20 protein-coding genes are annotated in these 25,470 nt (G+C 56.4%); 7 read left to right on the forward strand and 13 right to left on the reverse strand.

Annotated features, from left to right (window positions below; all coding sequences use genetic code 11):
- Positions 1-98 precede the first annotated feature (98 nt).
- From GSQ91_RS11640 to GSQ91_RS11660, 5 genes are all read right to left on the reverse strand, one after another.
- Positions 99-1,334 (reverse strand): alpha/beta fold hydrolase, encoded by a 1,236-nt coding sequence (locus GSQ91_RS11640; protein WP_158821712.1) that lies wholly within the window; start codon positions 1,332-1,334, stop codon positions 99-101.
- Positions 1,335-2,334: 1,000 nt separating this feature from the next.
- Complete coding sequence (locus GSQ91_RS11645; protein WP_158821713.1) at positions 2,335-4,119, reverse strand: serine hydrolase; 1,785 nt, start codon at positions 4,117-4,119, stop codon at positions 2,335-2,337.
- Positions 4,120-4,189: 70 nt separating this feature from the next.
- Positions 4,190-5,587, reverse strand: a complete 1,398-nt coding sequence (locus GSQ91_RS11650) for a S41 family peptidase (protein ID WP_158821714.1) — start codon at positions 5,585-5,587, stop codon at positions 4,190-4,192.
- Complete coding sequence (locus tag GSQ91_RS11655) at positions 5,580-5,930, reverse strand: PadR family transcriptional regulator (protein ID WP_158821715.1); 351 nt, start codon at positions 5,928-5,930, stop codon at positions 5,580-5,582. Before GSQ91_RS11655 ends, GSQ91_RS11650 begins: the two co-directional genes overlap by 8 nt.
- Before the next feature lie 252 nt (positions 5,931-6,182).
- Positions 6,183-7,184 carry an AraC family transcriptional regulator gene (locus GSQ91_RS11660; protein ID WP_158821716.1) on the reverse strand — a complete coding sequence of 334 codons (1,002 nt, stop codon included), beginning with the start codon at positions 7,182-7,184 and terminating at the stop codon, positions 6,183-6,185.
- Positions 7,185-7,282: 98 nt separating this feature from the next.
- Here GSQ91_RS11660 and GSQ91_RS11665 point away from each other — a divergent pair, with 98 nt between their 5' ends.
- On the forward strand, positions 7,283-8,044 hold the full coding sequence (locus tag GSQ91_RS11665; protein WP_158821717.1) for an SDR family oxidoreductase: 762 nt from the start codon (positions 7,283-7,285) through the stop codon (positions 8,042-8,044).
- A 122-nt stretch (positions 8,045-8,166) separates the two neighbouring features.
- Entirely contained in the window at positions 8,167-8,388 is a 222-nt protein-coding gene (locus tag GSQ91_RS25595) for a hypothetical protein (RefSeq protein WP_174240675.1), read from the forward strand.
- Here GSQ91_RS25595 and GSQ91_RS11670 read toward each other — a convergent pair.
- Positions 8,335-8,715, reverse strand: a complete 381-nt coding sequence (locus tag GSQ91_RS11670; RefSeq protein WP_158821718.1) for a DUF4267 domain-containing protein — start codon at positions 8,713-8,715, stop codon at positions 8,335-8,337. The two genes, GSQ91_RS25595 and GSQ91_RS11670, sit on opposite strands and share 54 nt — an antisense overlap.
- A 111-nt stretch (positions 8,716-8,826) precedes the next feature.
- Between GSQ91_RS11670 and GSQ91_RS11675 the strand changes: the two genes are divergently transcribed.
- On the forward strand, positions 8,827-9,462 hold the full coding sequence (locus tag GSQ91_RS11675) for a TetR/AcrR family transcriptional regulator (RefSeq protein WP_158821719.1): 636 nt from the start codon (positions 8,827-8,829) through the stop codon (positions 9,460-9,462).
- A 100-nt stretch (positions 9,463-9,562) separates the two neighbouring features.
- Here the strand turns inward: GSQ91_RS11675 and GSQ91_RS11680 are convergent, their stop codons facing one another.
- From GSQ91_RS11680 to GSQ91_RS11690, 3 genes are read right to left on the reverse strand one after another with little or no spacing between them, the layout of a single operon-like run.
- Positions 9,563-9,997, reverse strand: coding sequence for a DUF6640 family protein (locus GSQ91_RS11680; protein ID WP_158821720.1), 435 nt, complete (start codon positions 9,995-9,997; stop codon positions 9,563-9,565).
- The gene (locus GSQ91_RS11685; protein WP_158821721.1) at positions 9,997-10,398 is read right to left on the reverse strand and encodes a DoxX family protein; all 402 of its coding nucleotides are present in this window, start codon (positions 10,396-10,398) and stop codon (positions 9,997-9,999) included. The genes GSQ91_RS11680 and GSQ91_RS11685 overlap by 1 nt, the downstream gene beginning before the upstream one ends.
- Positions 10,399-10,442: 44 nt before the next feature.
- Complete coding sequence (locus GSQ91_RS11690; RefSeq protein WP_158821722.1) at positions 10,443-10,877, reverse strand: DUF6640 family protein; 435 nt, start codon at positions 10,875-10,877, stop codon at positions 10,443-10,445.
- Positions 10,878-11,023: 146 nt separating this feature from the next.
- Here GSQ91_RS11690 and GSQ91_RS11695 point away from each other — a divergent pair, with 146 nt between their 5' ends.
- A complete protein-coding gene (locus GSQ91_RS11695) occupies positions 11,024-11,659 on the forward strand; it encodes a TetR/AcrR family transcriptional regulator (protein ID WP_158821723.1) in 636 nt (211 codons plus the stop codon).
- A gap of 640 nt (positions 11,660-12,299) precedes the next feature.
- Here the strand turns inward: GSQ91_RS11695 and GSQ91_RS11700 are convergent.
- Positions 12,300-15,674, reverse strand: a complete 3,375-nt coding sequence (locus GSQ91_RS11700) for a glycosyl hydrolase (protein ID WP_158821724.1) — start codon at positions 15,672-15,674, stop codon at positions 12,300-12,302.
- Between the two features lie 160 nt (positions 15,675-15,834).
- Positions 15,835-19,263, reverse strand: coding sequence for a carboxypeptidase regulatory-like domain-containing protein (locus tag GSQ91_RS11705; RefSeq protein ID WP_254064516.1), 3,429 nt, complete (start codon positions 19,261-19,263; stop codon positions 15,835-15,837).
- Positions 19,264-19,801: 538 nt separating this feature from the next.
- Here GSQ91_RS11705 and GSQ91_RS11710 point away from each other — a divergent pair.
- The 3 genes from GSQ91_RS11710 to GSQ91_RS11720 are packed head-to-tail and all read left to right on the forward strand — an operon-like array spanning position 19,802 to position 23,133.
- Complete coding sequence (locus GSQ91_RS11710; protein ID WP_158821725.1) at positions 19,802-20,203, forward strand: BlaI/MecI/CopY family transcriptional regulator; 402 nt, start codon at positions 19,802-19,804, stop codon at positions 20,201-20,203.
- Positions 20,204-20,205: 2 nt separating this feature from the next.
- Positions 20,206-21,549, forward strand: a complete 1,344-nt coding sequence (locus tag GSQ91_RS11715) for a M56 family metallopeptidase (protein WP_158821726.1) — start codon at positions 20,206-20,208, stop codon at positions 21,547-21,549.
- Between the two features lie 36 nt (positions 21,550-21,585).
- Entirely contained in the window at positions 21,586-23,133 is a 1,548-nt protein-coding gene (locus GSQ91_RS11720; RefSeq protein WP_158821727.1) for a trypsin-like peptidase domain-containing protein, read from the forward strand.
- 343 nt (positions 23,134-23,476) lie between these two features.
- Here the strand turns inward: GSQ91_RS11720 and GSQ91_RS11725 are convergent, their stop codons facing one another.
- Entirely contained in the window at positions 23,477-24,784 is a 1,308-nt protein-coding gene (locus GSQ91_RS11725; protein WP_158821728.1) for an aspartyl protease family protein, read from the reverse strand.
- 76 nt (positions 24,785-24,860) lie between these two features.
- A complete protein-coding gene (locus tag GSQ91_RS11730; protein ID WP_158821729.1) occupies positions 24,861-25,454 on the reverse strand; it encodes a helix-turn-helix domain-containing protein in 594 nt (197 codons plus the stop codon).
- Positions 25,455-25,470: the final 16 nt, after the last annotated feature.

Below are 25,470 nucleotides of genomic sequence, written 5' to 3' on the forward strand. Positions count from 1 at the left end.
AGCGGAAGAACCCTGCGAGTGTCGTTTTTCTTGGGGAAAAACGACGTTGGTACCTTTGACTCGCTCTACACCATTACGAGAACTGCTCTAGCGTCAGCTTAAGGCAGCTTTGCGATGAAGGCATTCATTTCGCGCAATACATCTTCTTCATTCGAGGAGAACACTTCATGCCGGGCATGCGGCAGGCGCACCACGCGCGCGGACGGTACGCCAGCTTCGAACGCCTTCGCCTGTGCCTCGGTGCCGATAGGTCGATCCCCAGGATCAAGAGGCAGCGCATAGATGGCGAGAATGGGAAGCGGAATGTGTGTGTACCTCTGTCGTCCTGCGTGAATTGCAGAAACGGCTGGGGGGATGTGGGGAGCGGCTTGCGCAAGCGCCGTCAGGAGTGCTGCGGGAGTCGCATCCAGTTCTTTCTGCCACTCCCGCAAAACCCTTTCCAGTCTTGGAAGATCGGTCTCCAACAACTCCTGAATCAGCGGTCGCGTATCTTGCAGAAACTTTGATTGCAGCTCTTCCATTTTCCGTTTCACTTCGATCAACTCAATCGCTAGGTCTCCAAGGGAGCTGTCGTAGTACGCGAACGACCAGGCAGCGTCCAGGTACACCAATCCTGCTACCTTGTCGGAATGGCGAGATCCCACAGAGCTGAGCTCCTGGCCCGCGATGGAATGTCCAACCAAAACCGGGCGATTCAGGTCTAATGCAGCCAGAACAGCGAGTACGTCATCCCCGAGCCGGTCGGCCGAGTAGCCGGTAAGTGGAACACTGGAGGCTCCGAACCCGCGCCGTGTGATGCCGTAGACATGGTAAGAAGGTGTCAGTCTGGCCGCAAACTTGGCGTATGAATGGGCGTCGGCGCCCAGGCCCGCCAACAGGACTACAGGCCGTCCCATGCCGCCCCAGTCGACCACTTCCAGCTTTACGCCCAGGTCCACTTCTATGAAGTGCACCTGGGTAGGCGTGGCTAACCAGGCAGATTCGCTAGTCGCGCGCTGCAGTTCGAGCGGCAGCGATTTGCCTTGGATCCAGGTTCCCGCGATCGCGTTCCCGTCGGGGCTGATTGTGCCCTCATACGCGCCGCGAATTGCATTCACAGCAAACTTCAGAGAGCGGCCTTCCAGGGAAACGGCATTGATTGGGATCGGCTGAGTGGACTGATCGATGGAATATAACGTCGCTCTCCACGCATCCCCATCGGACGCGCTCAGGCGTACGCCCAAACGAAGCTTCCTCTCGCCCAACGCTCCTTGCCAGTCTCCGGCAATATCCAGCCCTTCCTTGATGCCTCCCAATGGTGTCCCCGAGGGACCGGGTTGAAAATCGTCGATCATTCGCCACCCCAGTCCGAATATATAAGACGAAAACTACACCACGGACCTCGATCTGTGTCACTGCTTCGGGATGTCTTCCACGTCCGAGCGGAGCGTAAGTCCTGATAACGCGCTACTCGCCAGCAACGGATACTGACGCGAAATCGACTTCACAGGACATATCCATGGTCACTGATCGCAGTGATCCAGAATCCTCTCGCATGAGATTATGCTTGGGCGTATGTACATCGTTATGGCTTCTCTGGTAACCGTATCTCTCCTTCTCTGGATTGTGTTCCGCTGGCATACGATCCAGCGCTGGCCACTCAAGCGACGGTTGATGCGTTCCGGCTTGAAACGAAACGCTATGATCGTTGACGTACAGACACTCGGCTGGTTTCCGCACGGTGGTTCCAGATATCGCAGCGGAGCCGGCATGCAGCGAGTGACCAGGCGGGTATACTTTCGCGTCGAGGGCGACTTAGACGAAGTCTTGACGGATGAAATCCGTTGCGAGCTGCGCTCTGTTCCAAGGCAAGGAGACCACGTGCGGGCTAACTAGACCCGAATGATCCATTGTGTGCGATCGTCGTGCAGGACAGCTTCAGTGGTCCACCTATTGCGATAAACGATGACACTCGCTGATTTCGCACGGCTCCCTGGCCAAGCAAGTGACATAGGTAATGACAAACGCTCTTCTCGTCATCGATCGTTACTGGCGAGCAACCGACCTGTCGGGATTCATCCTGGACCGGAGTAAGGCGTAAGCAATCAAGAGCACTGATGAGGCAGCCTCCGTACCGATTGTGAGCGTACAGCGCATCGGCATACTTCTCGCCTGAGGCATGACATAGTGCGCGAGCCCGCCAAAACCTAGTACCCCATAGGTAACGAGCGCTATCCGAGTGTTTCTCCAATACACCAGGCAAGCCGCGAAGAACATACGATCCATGCCGTCAACACGACATTGCGTGTGAGCCACGCAGGTCCAGGGTAGACATTGGTTGAGCTAGCGGTTATTTCACTTTGACAGAATATCGAGCGATTGTTCCGCGAGGCCGCCCGGATCCACCGCACCATTGGAGAACACAATGACACCGATTCCTTTCTGGCGATTTATCAGTAGCATCGCCGTGTATCCGGCAACCGACCCGCCGTGCCCGAAGGTGACGTAGTTATCGTGCTTGTCCACTTGAAAGCCCACACCGTAGCCGTCGGTTAGGTCGATGTTGGCAGGCACTATGATTTCTTTTTGAAAGCGATCCAGGCTGGAAGTCTTCAGGACGCTCGCTGGCCCCTGGCCCATTAGAAACGAGGCGAACCGCGCAAGGTCTCCTACGGTGGTGTAGGCGGCTCCATTCGGCACTTTATACCCACGCCCCTTTTCATTCTCGCGCGCGGGAGTCTCTGAATCCACCTCTCCGTTAGGTCCCATCACTGCATATCCCTTCGAAAGATGTGGCAGGATTTGAGAGTTCAATTCCAAAGCAGAGTGGGTCATACCCAGTGGTTCGAAGATGTGTTTTGGAACATATTCGAGATAGGATTCGCCAGCGGCCCGGGACAGCGCCGCGCCCAGGATCGCATATCCCATGTTGGAGTAGAAAAACTGTGTGCCCGGCTCGAACTGGTAACGCAGATGGGGCAGCGCAGCGATGAGCGTCTTCTCCCAATCGGCAACAGGGCCTGCTGTGGCCACTTCGATATCGTCAGGTTCGCGGTCCAATCCTGAGGTGTGGGTTGCGAGTTGGATCAATGTAATTGGCGGAGCATCCGGAAAGCGTCCCTGGACCGCTTTCATCTCCGGGAAGTATTTTTCCACCGGGTCGGAGAGGTGTACCTTTCCTGCCTCCACCAACTGTTCCAGCATCAGCGCGGTAAACATCTTGGTGATGGAGCCTAGACGGTATACGGTTTCGGCATCCGCCGGAATCTTTTTCTCCATATCGGCCTCGCCATAGCTCTTCGACCAGATAAGTTGTTTGCCGACAACTACGCCTGCTGTGACACTACCGATCGGATGTTTCGCAAACTCAGCTGCAATCTTGGAATCTACCTCCATTAATTGCGCATGCAGGCTCTCAGCCGTCGCCGTAATGGGTGGGAGATATTCGCTGGGACGGAAATTCGCACTCTCGATTTTCCCGTCCGCTTCCAGCCAGACCCTGTAATCAATCGAGCCCTTCTCAAAGTTGACTTGATAAATATCGGCGCCTCCCGGCCCCACTCCTTTAAAGAGCACGGACTGCAATACGCCCTTCTCAACAATCATCTGGTGGAGGTCCGGCAGTTGCTGGCGTGTTGCATCCGCCAGATCGGGAGACATCTTTTCGTAGTTCGGCTTTCCGGTTTGCAATGCCCCAACGAGCGTGCGTACTGCAGCCTCAGTACCGGGTGCTGCGGTTTGGTCCTTGAATCTCTTATCGAAGGCAGCCGCAGCCTCGGCTATCCTCTTTAAATCTTTGTCACTTAGCCGTTTTCCCGTGGTGTCTCGGCCATTCTGGTGCAGGATCACCTGGCTCGCCGGGCCCTTTTCATCTTTTGGAAATTCAATCTCGACACTGGTGCCCTTACGGGAAAACTTCGTCTCCGATTCGGGGATCAATGGAGCCTTCCCTTGACCAGGCATCTGCGAGATCAATTGTCCGTCTACGAGGGTGATTGTCATATTGAATCTCGGCGCGATCGCATAGGTGCCGACGTATTGAGAAAGGACTTCGGGAGAGACCGTGATCTCCTTGCGATCGGGGGACTGTGCCAGGCATGAGCCAGCCAGCATGAGAAAGATCACAAAACGCTGCATCATATTTCCTCTTTTCTGTATTCGAAACAAAGGTAAGAGCGTGGGAGATGCGGTTCTTCGGTAGAGTGCAAATCTAATGGTGTTGCAGATGTATCCCAGGTTCCTGGATCTGCGATTCCGCTCGTTGTGAGGCAATTTTGAGAGCTTCGGCTGCGGGTACCTTGATGTCAGGCTGAATTCCAATGGCTTCCCAATCGGCCTGGCCATAGGGATTGACTATGCGAGTTTCGGGGATAGCGATGGCGTAGTGATCGTCGATGCGATGATAAGCGCCGGCGTGGGCGCCACCAGCGGTGACCTCGCCGATGATGGTAGCTCGACTCAACATCCTCAGGTCGTAGGTGAACTGCTCGGCTGCAGATATAGTCGTGGACGAAGTGAGGATGTATACAGGCTTGTCGGCGAGTTTGCTGCCGGCAACCGGAGAGGCTGTCCAGGACTGGGGCGTTGGGAGTCTCCTGGGATCGAATATGTATTTGGGGTGATCGAAGAGGTAGGAGGAGATGAGGGAGACCATCTCGGAGGTGCCGCCACGATTGTCGCGGAGGTCGAAGATAAGGGCATTGGCTTGGTTCAAAGACTCCATCGCAGCGGTCGCAGTGGGACCACAATCGATAGGATCGGGAAAGCCATCGAGCTTGAGATAGCCGACGTTGTGCGGCAGTATCTGGACTTTCCTGAAGAAGCAGTTTTCCTGTTGCAGGTCCGCCCGCATACGCGCGGAATCCACGCGCGATGGTTGCGGAAGAGGCGTTGCGTTATAGATGACCTGCAAATGCGGGTCTTGGCTCACATCACGCATCTGAGCGGTAAGCAGTGCGGCGAATGCCTCATCGATGGCTGCAGCGTCGTCGCCACGATCCCGGTGTGCAACGAGGGCATCTGCCATTCGCTGTGCCACAACAGGATCAAAGTAGTGTTGCTTCAGATTCGCGATCACCGCACCCAATACCCTCTGGCGTTCGAGGTCCGAGGCCGGACTGGCGATGACACTTCCGCGATTGTGGCCGGGATGGCTCGAAGGTTTTCCTGTCGTGGCTTCAGAATCATCCGGGTCGTCGGGAGTTGTGTGGGCATGGGGTTGCCTCGAAGGTGAGTGCGCAGCTTCTGCGCTTGCAATTCTCATCTTGCCAGTGTGGTTGAGTGACACCGCGATGAGGCTGTACGCGACGAGGGCAATCGCACAGGCAGATAAAAACGCCGTCGGTCGAATCGGTTCCTCTTCAAGGACCAGGAACATCGACGAACTCGCGGAGTTCGCAGCAGCGAAAGCAAGTTGTGGGTGCCTGTGCAGATGGGGAAGCGAGGTGGCAAGATCGCGGAAGATGTCTAGCCACAGCCGGGTTCTGCGGAAGAATCCGGTTTCCTCGCGAAGACGGTCACGAAAGAGTTGCAGCGCATCTTCACCATGCGCTGCACGGAACGTTGAGGGATAGAGATAGAGCAGGAAGGCGTAGAGTTTTTCAGACATGTTCCCCTCGCAAGATTTTCCTGGAACGCGCAACACGAAGAAGGTCAGCGAGACGGTCTGCTTCGGCGCAGGCAAGTTTACGTCCGGCTGAGGTGAGACGGTAGTAGCGTCGTCGCTCACTGTTGATGGAGGAGTCTTCGCGGGCCTCGAGTTCCACAATCAGTTCGGCTTCCAGAAGCGATCGGATGGAACTATAGAGAGTGCCGGGGCCCAGGCGCATGCGGCCGCCGGTCTGCTCGGCGATGCTGCGCATGATGGCATAGCCGTGAAGGTCTTCGCCGGCGAGAGCGAGAAGAATCTGAAAGGCGGCAGAGGGAAGAGGATCGAGTTTTTGCTTTGGCATAGTCGATGATCGGTATATCGATTTTCGATCATAATGCCAGAAAACATCTGCTGTCCAGATATTTTGGCGTATCGCTCAGAATTGTGGCTGGCACCCGCGCCGTGAAGGGGCTTTGGAGCGGGGGGAGCAGGAGCTTTTACCCCCTGAACCGACGGCATAATTAGCCCTGTGATTCGAGGCCATGACGAAACTCACCAGTGTTCCAGTCCCGCCGGTTTGTCGGTTCACTGACGGCAAGCCGACCTATGTGGACTAAAGGACATTGGCCTTTGACTCAATCTCTGTCGAGGAGACAGACGAGATTGCACGCTGCGGGTTGCGGGCGTTTTCCGTTGATGCTGCGTGTCGATCGTATTCATCCCGCTGCATTCGGGCATAGCGTGCCGGCGGCATGCCCACATGGCGTGCGAAGGCTACCGTGAATGTGCTGGCCGAGCTATAACCCACGCTCTCGGCAACTTGTTCGATGGCGAGTTTGCGTCCTCGTAATCGTTGCTTCGCCAGCGCCATCCGCCAAGCCAGGAGATACTCCATGGGCGGCACACCTACGGTGCGGGTAAAGCGCGCGAAGAAGGCCGAACGCGACAAAGCAGCATCGGTGGCGAGTTTGGGAACCGTCCAGGGATATGCGGGGCGTGCATGGATGGCGCGCAGTGCGGTCGCAAGGTGTTCGTCCGCCAGCCCTCGGGTCAAGCCGGGCGTGGATGCCGTATCCGTGCCGCACCGCAATGCCTCGATGAGCATTACCTCCAGCAGTCTCTGGAGCACAAGATCGCGTGCGGAACGCCGGGCGCGGCTCTCCTCGCCAATCAGCTGTAGCAGCAGAGCGAGCCGCGGTTCTCCGCGCGTGATGATGACTTGCGGTAGCAATGAGACGAGCAGATTGGCATCTGGAGAATCCAGGCTGCAGTGCCCGATCTGCATCCGCAACTGTGTGGGATCAGTGTGCTGGCCGACGCGAAAACATCCCGGGCTGACCTCGATTGGCTTTGTCGTCATTCCATCCGGCGGTGGGATCAGGCTCTCGTTGATGAGGTCGTGCATGGCGGGGACCAGCACGAAGTCCCCGGCCTCAAGCGTCATCGATTGACCATCCACGGTCGAGTTGCAGCAACCCTCCAGAATCGCGCAGTAGAAAGGCTCCCCGGTTCCCCCGCGGTGGATTCTCCATGTTCCAGCACACTCTACAAGCTTTGAAAAGCGGGCGGAAGGTTGGAGCAGCGTTACGACCTCTGCAAGAGGATCACTCGACATAACAGGACTATCGCAAAAGAATTAGCGACGGTCAACCATAGAAAGTCCTCGCAATGCGATCTATCTTCAATCCTGTGGGATCGCATCGGGAGGTGCTTATGTCGAAGATTCTTATCACCGGTTGCTCGTCCGGATTCGGGCTGGATGCTGCAAAATTCTTTCTCGATCGTGGCTGGGATGTGGTGGCGACCATGCGGAAGCCCAACGACGAGTTGTTGCCTGAGTCCGATCGCCTGTGCATTTTGCCGCTCGATGTCACCGATTCTGCCAGCATCTCCCAGGCAGTAGCCGATGCTGGCACTATCGATGTCCTGGTGAACAATGCGGGGTTCGCTGTACCCTCGCCGGTTGAACTTATCGATCTTAGCGCCGCGCGTTCTCTCTTCGAGACAAATACACTGGGTACGCTTGCGATGACCCAGGCGGTTCTTCCAGCATTCCGTGAGCGCCGGTCGGGCGTCATCATCAACGTCAGCTCGTCTACCACCCTTCGGCCGATGCCTTTGGTTGGCCTGTACCGGGCCAGCAAGGCTGCGGTGAATGCGTTCACCGAATCGCTTGCGTTGGAGATGAAGCCTTTCGGCGTACGTGTGCATCTGGTGCTGCCGGGGCGAGCGCCAGAGACGAAGTTCGGCCAAAATGCATCCCCGCACCTGCGCGGCCTCAATCATCCCGCGTATGCCCCGATGATCGAACGCTTTATGTCCAGCGTACGGGATTCGTCCGGCCCGGTTACTCGTTCGTCGGATGTTTCCGAAGTGATCTGGAAAATTGTGAGCGATCCGTCAGCGCCGGTTCGCATGGCAGCCGGAGCCGATGCGGAGGCTTGGATGGCGGAGACTCCTCAACAACAGGTGTAAGTGTATGCGCGGGAATGAGCACACTCACGCGTATACAAGCCGCAGGTAAGAGCTTCTTCAATAGCGGGTTTGGCTACCTAACAAAGTGCAACGCGGAGAATGACTTTGATAGATCCAGATAAATGCGCTTAGCGGGACGAATTCGCACCTGTGGGCAAAATAAGCTGAACGCTCACCTATACGGCGAGGAGCGCGTTGATGTCGGCTTCGAAGAGCAATGGATCTACAACTCCAGCATGGCTGATCGCGATCCGACCCTCACGGTCGACAAGAACGGTCACAGGCATTTCTCAAATGGCATGGATCAACAAGAGGCCGACGACAAGCATCACCACGCAGGTTAAGCCATGAATGGAGAACGCTGCCGACTTCGACCCGCCCGACCCCAGGATGATTGACATGTCGCCAAGAGGGATGATGGCAAAAGCGATTAGAGCTATGCCTACGGACCGCCTGTCTCCGGTCAGCATCATGGTCAGCACGAGTAATCCAGATGCGACGTCCCGAATTCCTTTAAGACGTAGCCAGGCACGAGTGTCTGCATCGGGTGCAGGCGGCTTAAGACCAAATGATCCTGAGATTCGTTCAGGAGATACGAGGTAGGAGCAACCGATAATTGTGACCCCCACAGCGATGAGAGCAGCTATAGAAAGCGGTATAGCGTTATGCATAAGTTATATCCTTATTATAAAATCTAGCAACGCTATATTTGATGCAAAGCATTCGGAAAAGTTTCACCGTCCGCCAAGGGGTGATTTCTAGCGGCGCTATACTTGCTATCGATGGCAACGACGCTGGCAGCTAATCGAATTGCGGAACGAAAACTGCGTGACAAGCAGGCCCGCCGGGCACAGATTATCAGTGCCGCACGACGAATCGCGGAGCTTGAAGGGTGGTCCAACGTAACCGTTCGGCGGCTATCCGACGAAATTTCATACAGCCAACCCGTCTTGTACGCTCATTTTGAAAGCCGCGAAGGGATTCTCGCCGCGGTTGCTATCGAGGGTTTCCAGGAGCTGGGCCTGGCTTTGGAGAAGGCACGGAAACGGGTGAAGCGTGGAAATGCGGTCGAATCGGTCGGGGCCGCATATCTGGAGTTCGCCGCGTCTTCACCCGCACTGTATGAAGTGATGTTTTCGCTCAGCCTGAGCGTACCATTTGGTGAAGCGGCTACTCCGCCGGAGCTGCGATTCGCGTTTTCCCAATTCCTGGAGTTGTTTCAGGGGCAGAGCTCGAAGTCGGAGGTTCTATCGGAATTGTTTTGGGCGAGCCTTCACGGTATCGCCGAGCTCACAAGAACCAAGCGATTTCCGCGCATCCGTCAGAAAGAGCGCGTGAGGACGCTCGTCGAGCTCTTCACTTCCGCGCTGCCTCCAGCATCGTCAACAATGTTTCCGAGGACATCGGCTCTGGTGTAAAGGTGCGCGGTGACTATCGCTCCAGGAACATGGGGTCGATAGGGTATGCAGACGTTCTGCTCATGATCGTTACCTCAACTTGTTTTGAGTGTGTGTGTCGCTAGGAGACTGGCCCATGCATCAACAGGGCCAGGCCTATGGCAACAATCAGGAGACCGCAAAGAATGTAGCCAAGAAGCTGCTGAGGATCGAGACCGAGCGGGTGGGACACTTCTGCGTCGAACTCCGGATCATGCCATGCCGTACCGGGAAAAATCTGAGCGAAGGCCAGACTGATCCAGTAGAGAGACGCCGCGGCGACACCGGCAAAGAACCATGGCAACGTGAGCGGACGAGGAGCAAAAAGGCAGCAGAGAGAAAGCGAGCCGGCGAAGACACCCATCAGCATCGTCTGCCCGTTGTGAAATTTGGCGTGAGGCGGCCAATGCGGGTTCTTCATGTGCATCTTTGCCGTGGCCGGCACAACGAAGTCTGCGAGCATTCCGCCGAATCCGTAGACAGCGACGAACGCGACAATCCACTTTGCGATAGCCATCACATTTTCTGCAAGTGTTCGAATGACTGCGCTTTGCTCCTGCTCCAGAATGCATACGACCCCGCGAGGATAACGAAGAACAGGAGTGGTATCGGAGCGTGGGCTGAGTCTCCGGCTAATAAATGCGATGCCGTGGCTCCGAGGAACAAGATGCCGAAGCCTGCATAGGCCCACTCCATGATCCGGCGGCTGCGATCGGTCAAGAGGACGACCGCTCCCAATATCTTTGCAAAGCCGAGGATCTTCATCAGATAGAGCGGGTAGCCCAGCGTTTGGTAGGAATGAACGATTGACTGTGTGCCTCCTGCGAAAAGCTCGGGAATGGCGGAACCTGCTGTCGGCAAGAGTACGAGCAGCGTCAGGGCCCAATAAAAGATTCGATTTCGTTTTTGCGTGTTCATGGGAAGCTCCTTATTTCGTTGCGGTTGGTAGCGACGGTTGCGCGCTAGCTCGTCCAAAGGGACGACTTGCGAGCAGCCAGGTACGAGGCCACAGAGATGAGACACAAAGCAATGACATCGATGACCACCTGCGCCGGGAGACCCAGTAGATAGGCGCGCGGGGTATCGAATTCGGGGTCAACAAAGGCAGTGCCGGGGTACACGATGGCCAACGCCTGTGTGACCCAGTACAGTGCTGCAAAGGACGTAGTGGCGATCAGCGTAACGTTTCTGTCCTGGGTCTTCCTGCTGGCGAAGTAGATGGTGAGTGCCGCGAGGAAGACGGAGAACATGAGCGTCTGGCCGTCATGAAACTTCGCGTGCGGCGGCCAGCGTGGGTCAAGCAGGTGGGTGCGGCTGTAGTCCGCGATGTGCGCCCCGACTACGAGGTAAATGCTCACGAAACAGAAGAAGACACGACTGACAAGTGGCATGCGCATGGGCTTAGCTCCTTTGGTAAAAGGCTGCTGCCTTGAGCAAAGAGGTCGGTAGCTGTCTCTGTCAGGCAGTAATGGTACTAGTTAGTACCATAAATGGGATGAAGCCAGTCGACGGAGGATGCAAAATTAGATAGGAATGGAAACTGATGGCGAGACCTAAATCAAGCGGACTACCGAAGGCCGAAGAAGAACGGTTGCGTCTGACGCAACTACTGGATGTCGCTGCGGAGGTGTTCTTCGAAATGGGGTACGAGGCTGCGAGCACCGCCGAAATCGCGGCACGCGCGCATTCCTCGAAGCGCGCTCTCTACTCACGATTCGCCAGTAAAGAAGAACTGTTCATGGCGGTCATCGACCATCGCACGGCGAAAATTGCGGACAAGGTAACGGTGCTTTTCCAGGAGGAGCGGCCGATTCGAGAGACGCTGTTAGAGGTGGCGAGAGAGCTTCTTCGATCGCTGCTGAGCGAAGAGCACACCGCGTTGATGCGGCTGGTGTACACGCAGGCGCTGCAATTTCCGAAGGCTGCTCAATACATGACAGAGCGGGGACCGGATCGTGGCATCGTGAAGCTGGCGGCCCACCTCAAGAAGCAAGTGACGCGAGGAACACTCACCCTGAACGACTCGCAAGTGGCTGCGCAGCATTTCGCAGGGCTGCTGGTGGGGGACCTTGTGCATCGAGCGATGCTTGGACTGGAGATTCCTCATTCGCAGAGGCAGTTTGAGACAAGAGCAGAACTGGCTGTGGACGCGTTCTTGAAGATCTATGGCAGATCCTAGACCGCAGTTTGTCACTGCTGTTGAGGGCCAGGCTTTAACCTGGGCCTATGTAGGTTGTTCGCGCAGGAGATCGTGCCTGGATAGGCAAACTGCAGATCTCTTGACGCAGAGCGCGTCACAAACGTCACCGATTTGGCTTCAACCCATTAGACTTGACATCATCATGCAGTGGCATCAAGAGGTACATACCCTCTGTCGCGCCGGACTCAAAGTGAGCTAATCTGACCAGACATCCGTCTTAGCCACTCCTATCATGTTGCATTAGTGAAGAAGCGAGACGACTGTTGCAAAGGCCGGTTCCGCTTCCTCTTCCAAGAGAGGTTACAAGATGGAAACCATAGTGATTGTTCTCTTAGTGTTGCTCTTATTTGGTGGCGGGGGTTGGGGATACTCGCGCTGGCGCCGCTAGATCGCGCGATCATAGAATGAAGGCGTAACCATGCCGTTTGATCATTTTTTGCGAAATTTATGAGTAAGGTGCGAAGGCTTTATTCCGTAGCCTAAAGGCGTTTGCCTCCCTTACCCTCCGTCTCCCTGACGTTGAAGCGTCAGGGTTCGCGCTGCGCGCAATTAGTAACGGTATAGGCTTCCCGTGGTCGCGTGTGACTGACGGGAAGCGTATGCCTATACTGCTGCGCGTTTATTCACTGCGCTGAAGTATGCGCACTGGCCCTAGAAGCCCAGAGGGCAGCAATGGCGAATCGGCCTTGTAGGGCGTCACGTCAGCAAAGGTGTACTTCTTCGTCGCGTCAGGCTGCTGGTCTCCAATCAGGCGGTTCACCCACAGGTTCGTCACCTTAATCGTGACCTCGTTGTGTCCTGGCTTCAAAATCCCCGTCACGTCTGCGCGGAATGGAGCATGCCACAGAACACCCGCAGGTTTGCCATTGATCTCTACGTCGGCGAGATTCTTCACGTCGCCGAGATCCAACCAAAGAGTCGTGCCTTGCTTGAACCAATCGTTGGGAGCCTCAACAGACTTGGTGTAGGTGCCGGTGCCGGAGAAGTACTTCACGCCTTTGTCGTGGCTGTCTATCCACGAACTAAGCTGCGGCAGCGTGATGCTTTCCGGAGCTCCGCGCCCAGGCTGGAATCCGACCTTCCATGATCCTTCGAGAGTCGTCAGCTGCGTCTCGGTAGCTGCTGGAATGACTCTCGACATCTGTGAGGTTGGTTTGTGGAACACAACGAACACTGTGCCCCATGGTTCCAGGTGGAGTGGTACGTTCGTGCGGCCCTCCGCGATGCTGTAGGACGTTGGCTGAGCCTTGCCGGTCTCCGCGTACCACAGCTCAGGTTCCTTGCCTGCCACTCGAAAGCTCGCATCGATGGCAGTCTCTCGATCGCTTCGATTGTCGACGAAATAGATATCAGCATCGGGGAGTTCGCGATGAGCAAACAGAACTGGATGTTGTGGGTCTGGATTGGTGTATCGGAAATCAGGAGCAATCTGGAGTGCCTGCGTTACGTCTGTTCCGGTCGCGCCCGCATACACTTTTCCTTTGCCCACGACATGCGTGCCGGTTCCGTTCCCAAAGAGCTCGTTACTCAAGCGGCGAAATTCTGCGGCATTGTCCGCAAGGCTCGGCGTATCGGTTGGTTTCGGGCCGGCTACTGTTGCACCCTGCTGCACCAGTTGATAGATGGCTTTCAGCACGGGCAAGGACATATGCCGGCTATACGGATCGAGCACTAATACCCGATAGCTCATGCCGGCTTTGCTGGTGAGCTTGCTTGGCGTCGCATTGAACTCATGGAGGAGCGCGTCGGCATTCACATAGTCGAAGTTGAAGCCTTCGGGAATTGGCGGAGCTGAGTTATGAAATATTGCGGTGATGTTGGAGTCTTCGCCGTAGAAGTACAGCACATCGGCGGACAAGCGGCCCTGCTGCAGCATGAAAGAGGTGCGCGCCAGATAATCGATCCAGACACTCGCGTTATTAGCCCATGTTTCGTTGCGGTTGAACCACTGTCCAAAAGGCCCAAGGGTAAGGCCTGGGGCTTTATCTATAAGGGGTTGGTGTGCCGATTCGTGGATGACGAAGCGATTAATACCATTCAAAAACTCCTGGTCGGCAGTCGGCTTCAGTGTCTCCGGTGACCACCCCCATGGCGCTTCGGCAGCGGTCATCGACTCTGCAGCCGCAAGGTTCTGGCCGTAGATGTGCGCCACCGAAGCGGATTCACGATCGTCTGCATTGAAGTTGTATTGGATTTTGTTGACGCCCGGTCTTTGCGTCCACATCGCGCTCATCGGAATGTCATCGAGTTTCTTGACTTCCATGCCGTCGGCGATAAAGGCGCGATCGCTCTCGTGAGATTCTCCATAGTGGCCGATGCCGCGCTCTTTAAGAGAAGCCTGCACCTGCCCGTAATGTTCGTCCGCGGTCAGATCGGCAATCGTCTTGCGAAGATCCCAAAGAAATTGATCGCTAGCCTGCGCACTTTCGACGATATGCCCGGCAAGCACAGGAAGCCACGGGTGAGGATCGTAGCCGCGGCGCTTCGTAAACTCCGCGATCATGTTGTCCGTCCAGTTTTGTGCGCCGGCCTCCCAGCTGTCTGTAACCACATAGCGGATACCGCGGGAGCCCATCCTATCCGGTCCCACAGTTTCCTTGTAGCTATCGAGATAGCCATTCATGTAGTTCCGTACATAGTTGGCGTTTAGCTTGTCGACCTCGAGACCTGTCGCCTCCTTCGTCGCTGGGTGATTCGTGATCCCAAGCAGGGAATAGCCTATGCGCATGACCATCCAGTGTCCTGCGGGCGGTGTCCAGTCCAACGTTCCATCCGGCTTCATTCTGCTCGTCAGATCTACGACTGTGCTTTTGTGGATGGCATCCTTTGCACCTGCATCGGGCGTTGCAAACTTGTAGAGATCGGGCATGGGCACGAAGGCCGCCTTCTCTTCAAAACGGTTCACTCTCCCGCCGGGGTGAAGGACTAATTCCGTGACGGTGAACGTCGTGCTCTGCTTCGGTAAATTCGCGCCGAACGCAGCGAGTTGCTCCTGCGAGATGTGCGGTGGTTGCGGCGTCGTAATGCTCACGCGAAAATATTTAGCTGTTACCGGCGCGAAAGACAGCGTGTGCTCGGCCGCGCCATCGATTGGAATCGTAATGACTTCATGGAAGGTCTGACCGTCGTCGCTTGCTTCGAGCGCGCGGGGTCCGTTCATCTGCACGCCCAGCCAGCCCATGACCTGGGTCTGCTCTGTGTTCATCATGAAAGAGAGTGCGCGGATCGTTTGCGGCCGCGAGTATTCGAACTGAATCCACGCTTTCTCTCCGGGATTCGAGGCTTTCTCTACCTGCACACCCTTCACGAGGTCACCATCGGAGAGAAGTGCGGGATCGATGTTTCCGCCGCTGGTGGTGATCTTAGGTTTGAGTTCCAGCGCCTCTTCGTCCGTAGCAGGAAGCTTATAAGCGATCACGGTGCTATCGGCATAGAACTGAGGTGGCTGGGTGTCGCCGGGCATCACATCGTTAACCGGCAGGTTCTGAAAAGCTCCGGTGTTTGTTGGAGGCGACGCCAACTTTCCGCTGAAGGGATGACCGCCTTCCACCAGGGTCTCGCTCCATACATACTTCTTCATCGCCTGCGAGGGCGGCACCCAGGGTCCCCCGGTTTCACTCCAACCTGGAGAACTGGCGATACCCTCTTCCATGCCTAGTTGATCTGCCAACGTAGTTGCATAACGGAAGGCATCCTTCCACGGCGGCGTCATATAGACGAGGCGATCTTTCACATACTGGGGCGTGAACAACGCCGCATCGAAGGCCTGGAAGCCGCCGATGTGGGACCGGTGCATCCACTCAAGGTCGAGTTTGATGCCCTCCTGGGTGATGTTGCCGTTCATCCAATGCCACCAGACTCTGGGGGCTGCGGAGCTCGGGGGATTCTGGAAGCCTTTGAGTAAGGTGTCTGGATTGGAATCGGTCGAAGAGGTCTGTCCTTGAGGCAGTGCTGTGCCGGTAAGGGCAAGCAGCATGGAGCTGCTAAGCAGCATCGATGCTGCCTTGTGTCTAGATTTGTAATGTCTCCGCATATCGTTGCTCCCACGTTGTTTCTGTTAGCACTGCTTGCTTCGAATGATCCCAAACGGATCATGTAGTGCGCACGCGCCAGATCGATACATGAGTCTGCGCGCGTGCGCCTGCACGGGTTGTTTAGAACTTGAACTTTCCGGAGAACTCCAGGATTCTCGGATCGCCCGCACTCGTTAGTTGTCCGTAGGACCCCGAACCCACGCCAGTATCTACACCGACGAAGTTCGTGTGGTTTGCGACGTTGAAGGCCTCTGCGCTGAGCTGGAACTGTGCCTTGTCATGGATGATCGGGAACGCCTTGTTCAGAGAAACGTTTGCCGTCGTGTAGCCGGGGCTACGGATCGATCCGTTGCTCGCATCTCCGAAGAATCCGTAAGCCGGCTGCTGGTAACGAGTGGTATCGAACCACTCCTTTACGTTTCCGACCTTCTTGAAAGGAGCTATCTGGTTTGGCCGGATAGCGAGACCCGCGTCTCCGACAGAGAGGCCCGGCGACAGGGCAAAGCCGCTCTGGTGAAGGAATAGTCCGGCAAAGCTCCAGTTACCGAGTACGCTTCTCACAGCCCAGTTCGAACCGCGAAGCTTTGGCAAGTCATAGATCCAGGTCATAGAAATATCGTTGGTGAAGTCGTAGGAAGGAGGTCCATATTCCAGATGAAAGTCACGAGAGTTCTGGGCCTGCGCACTCTGACCGGAGTTGGCCTGAGTCCCGTGGGCTCCAACGGTCGTCAGCGTCTTGCTGTAGGTGTACGCGACCGTCAGTTGCAGAGGATGTCCGCGCCAGGAGAGCGACGATTGCAGCGAGTTGTAGTTCGCCGTGCCCTGTTGATACTGATTGTCCATCGTGCTGTAGCCCTTATACGGACGTGTGTAGTCCGAAGAGGCCTTTGATGCGTTGATGCACGGATCGAAGTTATAGGATGCGGAGGCTGTCTGTTGTGCAGCCAGACATCCTGTGGTGCTCGGTGCCGTTACCGGCAGGGGGAAGTTGAAATCATAGCCTCCCTGGAAGGTCATGAGGTGACGCGACGCGCTGCCCGCATAACCGACCGTCGCAATGATGTCACTTTTTACCTGGTGCTCCAGCGTCAGGCTGTAGGACTGAACATCCGTTGGCGTAAACGACAGCGGCACGTTGTTCAGTGTCTGGGTGGTTGGAGCTTGAGCTACTCCTCCCGCTGTGCCGTTGCTCAGCAGGCTGTTCAGGATGTTCGCGCTCTGATTGTAGGGCGGGTTCTGGCCGAAGGCGTTATAGATCTGCTCGACCGGGATACGCGAGTAGCCGATTCCATAGCCGCCGCGGATCGCGTCCTTGCTGTTGCCGAATACATCGTAGGCAAAGCCGACACGTGGGCCGAAGTTATCCTTTTTCGGCGTGAAGAAGCCGTCGGGCACGCCGTTCTTCCCGGCATACACCAGACCGTTGAGCGTGTTCGCCACCGTGCCCGCGGAGGTCAACGGCTGGTTGGCCGCATTCACCGTGAGAGAGCCGTCGATGTTGACGACAGGCGCCTGGGCGGCGTTGTACTGCGAGGGATCGAAGCTGGTGACCTGGTCGCCGCTCACGGTGTCGTTGGAGAAGTACTGCCACCGGATGCCTGCGGACAGGGTCAGGCGACTTGTCGCCTTCCAGATGTCCTGCACATACGCTTCACCCTGGCGATAGTGGAAGGCTCCGAGCTTCTGTGTGCTTGCCTGGGAGTAGTTCGAATCAAGGCCCAGCAGGAAGTCCGCAGCCGGATCATTCGTATGGTTGCCGGTAAAGCTGAAAGACCCTTCCGGATTCGTAAACACATACTGGCGCTTGATCCCGAACATGTAGAGACCGCCGGCTGAAACAACGTGGCGTCCGTGGACCCAGCTCACGTCATCCATCAACATGCCTTCACCGTCGGATGCCCAGATCGGCTGCTCCGTCACGCTCAGGCTGGTATACCCACCAGAGATATTGATCGTGGGAATGTAGTTCTGCACATTCGCGTTGGGGAATGCCTGGGTGATGCTAACGCCCGAAGGCATGGTGCCGCCCTTGGTGAGGCTGAACGAGAGCTTGTCGTAAGTCTGCGCGACCGTGAACGTGTTCAGAAGATTAGGAGTGACGGTCGACTGCAGCCGCACAAACGCATTCATTCCGCTGAACGGCTCATTGTCCGTGATCGTGTTGAACGGAACACCGCCCCAGGTCTGATACGGGTAATTGCTTAGCTCGCGATCGTAGATGACTCTGCCGGTCAATAGTTCATTGCCGGTGATGTGGTGGTCGATACGGTACTGGTAGTCCGTCTCATCTGTTTGTTGCGACCCTTGATTGAGATAGTTCTGAAAGCCGTTCGAGGAGTTGTTCGCCGTCGGGAAATACGTGTTCAACATGGCGACCGCAACCGGATCGAAGCAGGATGGGTTAACGGTATTAGTGTTAGCGATAATGCAGTTCGTCTTGCCTTCGGACGCCAGCAGTGCCACGCTGCCCGAATCTAAGGACAGGGGACAGGGCGCCGTTCCGCAGAGTCGCAGGCTCGCACTGCCATTGAAGTTTCCTGCCCGCTGATCATCGGTCAGCACCGCGCCGTTCAAGGTCACGCCCTGGCTGATGCGATACCACTGGTTCGAGGCGAAGAAGAATGTCTTATTCTGCCCGTTGTATACATGCGGGATTACCACGGGGCCACCCAGCGAGTAGCCGAAGATGTTCTGGTGCAGCGGCGGAGTCGTCTTGGCGAAGTAGCCATCCGCATCGAAGTCATTGTTGCGTACGTACTCCCATGCGCTTCCATGCAGCTTCGAGCCGCCGGACTTCGTCACTACGACGACCACCGAAGAACTCGACATTCCATACTGAGCGCCGTAGTTGTCCTTCAATACCGTGAACTCGCTAATGCCGTCCACGATCGGCTTCGCATTGATGCCGTTCAGCGAACCCGAGTTCATGTTGTAGATGCCATCCAGGATCTGTGTGGAGGTCTCCGTGCCGGCGCCGTTCACTGTGATCAGAATGTTGTTCGAGACGGTGGACTGGTCAGCGCCCGTGGGGCTCGCAACGCCCGGAATTGCCAGGGCCATCGTCTGAAAGTCTCTTCCGTTCAACATCAGGTTGTCGATCTGCTGCTCGTTGATCGTACCGCCGTTCTCAGCCGTTTGCGTATTGACCTGCAGAGCATTGGCATCGACGTTGACGCTCGTACTCTCCGTGCCCAGCTTCAAGGTCACATCGTTGGTTCGCCGCTCGCCTGGATCGAGATGAATATGGCTCGTGATAGTGGGGCTAAATCCCCCTTTGGCGACTCGTATCGAATAAAAACCCACGCCGAGGGCCTCGGCGGAGTAAATCCCATCTCCATTCGAGTGAAGCTCCGTCTTTACGCCGGTTGCCTCATCCGTGACAGTGACCTGCGCATCCTGGATGAGTCCACCGCTGGGATCAATGATCCTTCCTGAGATCGCCGATGTGCCGGTTTGGGCCACTAGCAACGCGCAGAAGAAAAACATCAGAAAAAGTTGAAGTGTAACCGTTTGCTTTATCGCTATCGATATCTTTCGGTGAGCCGCCATTACAAAGCCTCCACATGCGTAGTTCTCAAAATCAAGGGTTGAATATGATGAGACGAAACTATTCCAGCCCCCCGAGAACTCTGTCAAGGCGAATATCGCTCAAAACAGGGACGACGTACGAATATCTATATTACTTTCAATAGTTTACATGAAATTCCTTGGTAGAAATATTTTCTCCAAAGAACTTTAGCAGGGCAAAAAATCCTGTATGACCGGTAAGAATGGCGAGGCGTTGCCGCCAGAATTTAGCCGTCTCCGTGCAGCGAGCATCGTGCACCATATGAAAGTGCTGCTGAAACTAGACAGGTCATCGCTTAAGGGGAGTTAACGATTCCACGTCCACGAGGTCGGCGAAGGGAGTAGAAGTCGCTCCACCAACCTACTAATTCCACGCGCGATATGTGGCCCATCCCGCAGCCTCATCGGAGGCGTGCGCTCATGCTGTGCCAGTTAATAAACTGCCAAAAAGGTCTGCTAACTAATTTTCTAGTTGCACGTCCCACTCATACGTCCCGGTTATCGGGGGGTACTAGAAGTTATGCCACCAAAACGCTCCAATACGTTGACGGAAGCCGAACTCCGCATCATGCGGATTCTGTGGGCTCGCGGGGAGTCCCTGGTCAGCGACCTGGTCTCGGCTATGCCCGAGAGTGCGCCGCTTGCCTACACCTCCGTGCTGACCACCGTTCGCATCCTGGAGCAGAAGGGCTATGTCGAGCATCGACAGGAGGGACGCGCTTTTCTGTATAGTCCCTGCGTTGCGGAGCACGATGCCAGCCGGTCGGAGGTGCGGCATGTGCTGCATCGATTCTTCGGCAACTCGCGGGAGCAGCTGATGCTCTCGCTGCTGGGGGATGGCGAGATTACCCCTGAGGAATTGCAGCGTCTTAAGGACGCGATCGCTGAAGCCGAAGCTGCTGCCGAATCGGAGGAGAAATAAGTATGCCGCACCCCGCGATGAACCTGCTTCTCGACCTCTCGCGTTTTACGGCGCAAGCGTTTGTGTCTGGCCTTTGGCAAGGGGTGGTGCTGATTTCGGCGGTCGCCATCTGCCTTCGAGGTATGTTTCGCGGAAGCCCTTCGATTCGGTTCGCAATCTGGTCGGTGGCCTTCGCGCTTGTCATCGCTATCCCTCTGCTGCATCTTCGAGTGCTGGCTGTTCAGCCGTCGAATGCGCCTTCTGCTGTGATTCACCTAGGGGCAGTGTGGGGATTCGCCATCGCAGGAATCTGGGCCACCCTTATGCTTGCACGTGCCTCCCAACTTCTAGTGCAGGCGATTCGCCTGCGCCGCATCTGGAAGCGTGCCAAGCCAGTCGTTGTTGAGCCCGAGATACTCGCGCTACTGCAAAGCGGAAAGCGTTCCGCAGAGCTCTGCACATCAGCTGATGTGGACTCTCCCAGCGTGATTGGCTTCTTCTCGCCGCGCCTGCTGATTCCGGAGTGGCTGCTGGCGAAGCTTACGCAGCCAGAGCTGCAGCAGATCGTCCTGCATGAGTGCCAACACCTGAGCCGCTATGACGACTGGATGAACCTCCTGCAGAAGATTGGACTTGTCCTGTTTCCGCTGAATCCGGCGCTGCTCTGGGTGGATCGCCGGTTGAGCCTGGAGCGCGAGTTAGCGTGCGATGCCGGTGTGGTGGCGTCGACAGCAGCACCGTTCGACTATGCCCACTGCCTGACACGGCTGGCCGAGCATCGCCTGCGCAGTCGTACCGTCGCGCTTGCTTTGTCCGCATGGAGCCGCCAGTCGGAACTCGCCCGGCGCGTGCACAGTCTTCTGCGTCCGATGCATAAGATGTCTCCGCTGCAGGCAAGAATATCGATCGCTTTGCTCAGTGTCGGATTAGCTGGGGGAGCTGTCGAGATGGCGCGAGCTCCTCGCCTGGTCTCCTTCACAGAAGCAGTCTCTGCACCTGTTGCAGAAGCTGCTGCTCCGGTGATGGGTCCTGCTGCTTTTCAGGCGTTTCCCGTGGTGTACCGCCCAACCGCGGCGCAGCCTCATGCAACGCTGCTGAAGGCCGTTATGCCTGCTGCAAAGACGCCTCGTATGCTCCCGCTGGCAAAGCCAGCGATGAGGAAACCACGGCAGGCTGAGTTGCATACGGTGCAGGCAGCAAGCGAGCCCCAGCAGCCCCACATGGTGCTGACGACTGCAACCACGACCATGCAGGGTGACAACTTTAGCTTCACCTCGGTTCGTGCGGTGTATGCCATGCCGACCGAGTCTTCCCCTTCGTTTGCCGCTGTCCCCTTTGGAGACGGCTGGCTGATCGTTCAACTTTAACCACCAACACAACTGTCTCGAAGGAGCGTCACGTTCATGTCAACTAATCAATTAGTTACTAAATCAAGGAAGTTCATTCTACCCGCTAGTTTGGCCGCTGCTGTACTCGGTTTAGGGCTCTTCGTGCACGAGAACAATGTTCATGCAGCAGGCATTTCGGCCTCGCCGCTGGATGACAACAGTGTTGCCGCTCTCACCGCGCTCGATCATGCCATGGAGTCGCTTGCTGCTCGTGTGACGCCTGCTGTGGTCAACGTCGCCGTAACCTCGAAAGCCGAGGATCAGTCCGCTGAACTGCAGGGGCAGGACCCGCAAGGACTGCCTCCCGGATTCGCGCAGTTCTTTGGCTTCGGTAATGGCAATGGTGGAGGCCGACACATGCAGGCTCCGCAGCAGCCTGAGCTGCAGCACGGTATCGGAAGCGGTGTGATCATCTCACCGGATGGTTATATTGTGACCAACGATCACGTAGTCGATGGAGCTACGCAGATCAAGGTAACGCTGAACGATCGCCGCGTGCTGACCGCCAAGGTGATTGGCGTGGACAAGCTGACCGATCTTGCTGTCATCAAGGTGGACGCGCATAATCTGCCGGCTATCTCGTGGGGCGATTCATCGAGGCTGCAGCCGGGGCAGACGGTGCTCGCCTTCGGCAGTCCCTTCGGCTACTTCCAGTTCTCGGTGACGCGTGGCATTGTGAGCGCGGTGGACCGGCAGAATCCGTACTCGAACGACGCGCGCAAGCTGGGCGGTTACATCCAGACGGATGCAGCGATCAATCCGGGCAACTCCGGCGGTGCGCTGGTGAACTCGCACGGCGAACTGGTGGGCATCAACACCTTCATCATCACCAATAACGGTTCGTTTGCCGGTGCCGGATTTGCTATCCCGGCGCAGATCGCGAAGGCAACCGCCGACCAGATCATCAAGACCGGTGGTGTGCACCACGGCTACCTGGGTATCACCATGAACGATGTCACACCGGAGAATGCCCACTTCTTCAATCTCTCCGACGCGTCAGGCGCGATCGTAGCGCAGGTCACACCGGAGTCTCCAGCCAGCCGGGCCGGCCTGCAGAACGGGGATGTGATCGCGCAACTGAATGGGCAGAAGATGCTGAACGGCAGCGCACTGCAGCTGGCAATCGCCGATGTGGCCCCTGGAACCAAGGTGCAACTCGGTATTCTGCGCAATGGTCATTCGCAGAACGTCGACCTGACGGTGGGTGAGTTCCACTCCGACGAACAGGTTGCCGGAAACCAGGACGGCAGCAACGGAGCTGCAGGGCAGGGCGGCAAACTTGGTCTGGCGATGTTAGACCTGACGTCCGATGTGCGGCAGCAGCTTAACCTTCCTGATGGAGTGAAGGGAGCGGCTGTTGGAAGCGTTCGTCCCGGCAGCCCGGCGGAAGATGCCGGTTTGCAGCCCGGAGATGTGATCGTGCAGGTGAACCGGCATGATGTCGATTCCGCGAACCAGGCGGTAGCGAGTGTCCATGCCATTCCGGAGGGGCAGGATGTTCTTCTGCTGGTCTGGTCGAAGGGCGGGGAGAGCTACCGCGTCGTTCATCCCAACCAAGGCTGATCTTGAACCCCGCTGCGTAACTGATGTTACGCAGCGGGTGTCTGTCCCGAGAAGAAGGACGACAGAAAGATAGCGGAGAGCAATGTTGCTGAAAGTGCCAAGGGTACAGCCCCAAAGGGGCGATATATACCAGCCTGGGGCGTAGCCCCAGGTACGAGTCCCCACAACAAATCAAGGGCTGAAAGCCCGGTATATCTCGTCTGCACTAGCGAGATATACCGGGCTTTCAGCCCCCTGCTTCTTCCCCTGACCTGATTGGGGTCACTACACCAAACGTCAAAGATCGTACGCTAGCGCACCAAGGCTGAGCCGGGCCAACTGACGATAAGAATATTTCTCGGGACTAGTGTTTCCCGGTCGCGTTAGGGGCAGATAGCGGCGGTCCCATTACGAAGCGCATATTCGGAAAATCGAAGGTAAAACTTTGCACAGACTGGAACAAATCTTCGCCCACATTTCCGAAGAGCGTATCGATGTCGGCATGCTGCGCGGCAGGAGCGACGGCGAGATTGTGCAAAGTGACTGTACGGCCTCCAACCTCAAGAGCGACAGACGGCACAAGATAACTCTGTGACGTCGTCTCGCCACCTGCATTAAAGTTCTTTGTTTGTGCCTTCTTCCACGTCGGCTCTTCTGCTTGGAAACGATCGAAGAAACGCACCGAGAGGTTCGTCCCAGAAGCTCCGGTATCGAGCGTGAATGGAAGGAGTTCGCCTTCTACCATGGCCTCTATAACCGGGTTGAAAAAGCGTAGTTCCAGTGGAGAACCCGCAGACGCACTTCCGCCATCTACCGTCGCGTCAAGCGTACCGTCGTGATGGAAAGTAATGCGGCCCAGAGCGCGAAGGACTGGGAAGCCAATGATTCCTGCAATGCGGTAGGAGCGCCCGTTGCCGTTGGGAATGGTGAGGTTGGCGTCATCCAGTACCAGTAGAACGACGTTGTGGGCGGTGACGCCGCCCAGTGGAAGGTTGGGCAAAAGCGCCACGTGCAGCTCATTCTCGATGCCCGTAACACCGCCCGAAGTGTGGGCCACCCCCGGAAGAATTGGAAGATGCAGCTGCGATGCAAGGCTGCGGCTGATGACGGACTCGTTCGCGCCAGTGTCAAGAATCCACTCTGAGTGGACGCCATTCACGGTGAGCTCCGTTGTAATCACTCCAAGGGGATTTTCGCGGCTCGTGATTAAGTGCACCGGTCCGTTCCGCGTAATGGTCTGTACGGGGGAATCGGCTAGAACCCGCGACAATTCAGCATCATCCCGTGCCCCTTCTCGATCCGTCTCGGTCAGTCTATTCAGAAGGTTGGACTTTGCCAGTTCATCGTACAAGGGCTTGGAGCGCGCATAGAGGCCGTCCCGGTCGTAGACGTCCGCAAGCAGGCGCAATGCAAGCGCCGCCCGGTCCGGTTCTGTGCGACGTAGCAACGGCAATGCCCGCGTAAAAAGTTGAATGGCCTCCTCATCCCTTCCTTCACGCGCGGCGAGCACACCGGCGAAGAAGTCACGCAGCGGCCCTGGAGAGGTTTTGGTGATCTGAGACTTGAGCTGAGCAATGGGAACATCACCGATGGCGACGTTCGCAGCTTGAGCTATGGCTACGGTCATCTCTTGAGTCGAAACGAGTGCAAGGATCAAGAGAAATGCGAACAACAGTTTTGTACATCCGGATCGTGTCATACGCTGGAACCTCTATAAATTAGGTAGATGTGCTTTGAATGCAGCTTCGCTAGCGGTTCAGTGGCGCAAGTACCATCGTCAACGCATACAGCCGCTCATCTCCATCGCGTGGAGGCGAAGAGACGGTTATCTGCCGCATAGACGCGATATGTTGGTTCAGCTCCTCTACCTGCTGCTCGGTAAGCCAGCCGGTGGTGCGTGCTGCCCATAGTTCTCTTTGCGGACCCTCAATCACGGTGGTCGCGTCTGTGAAGGCAGCTTTGAAGTCTCGCGATGTGAGTCGCAGCATAGAGTCAACGATGGGCGTAACCGCTTCTGCATTCCCCTTCGGCCCGGGTGTGTATGCGAGCCGAAGATCCGAAGCGACAGCACGGTAAAGTCGCTCGTTGTGGCCTGCTTCTTCACGAGTGCCGTCTTCGATCACGAGACCGGCTTTCTGCAGAATGCGCAAGTGATAGTACAAACTGTCGGCTGGCTTACCCAACGCGGCTGCTAACTCTGCCACAGAAACGGTTCCCATCGAGGAAAGTACGTCGAGCAGTTCCTGGCGTGCGGCGGCTTTGAGCGTGGCAAGCTGTTTCCGGTTCCGAATGAAGTATGGATCACCTTGACCATGCTTGAGATCAATTTCGGCATCGCGCATTGTTGAATATTATTAC

The organism is Granulicella sp. S156, from assembly GCF_009766105.1.
GTDB lineage: Bacteria > Acidobacteriota > Terriglobia > Terriglobales > Acidobacteriaceae > Granulicella.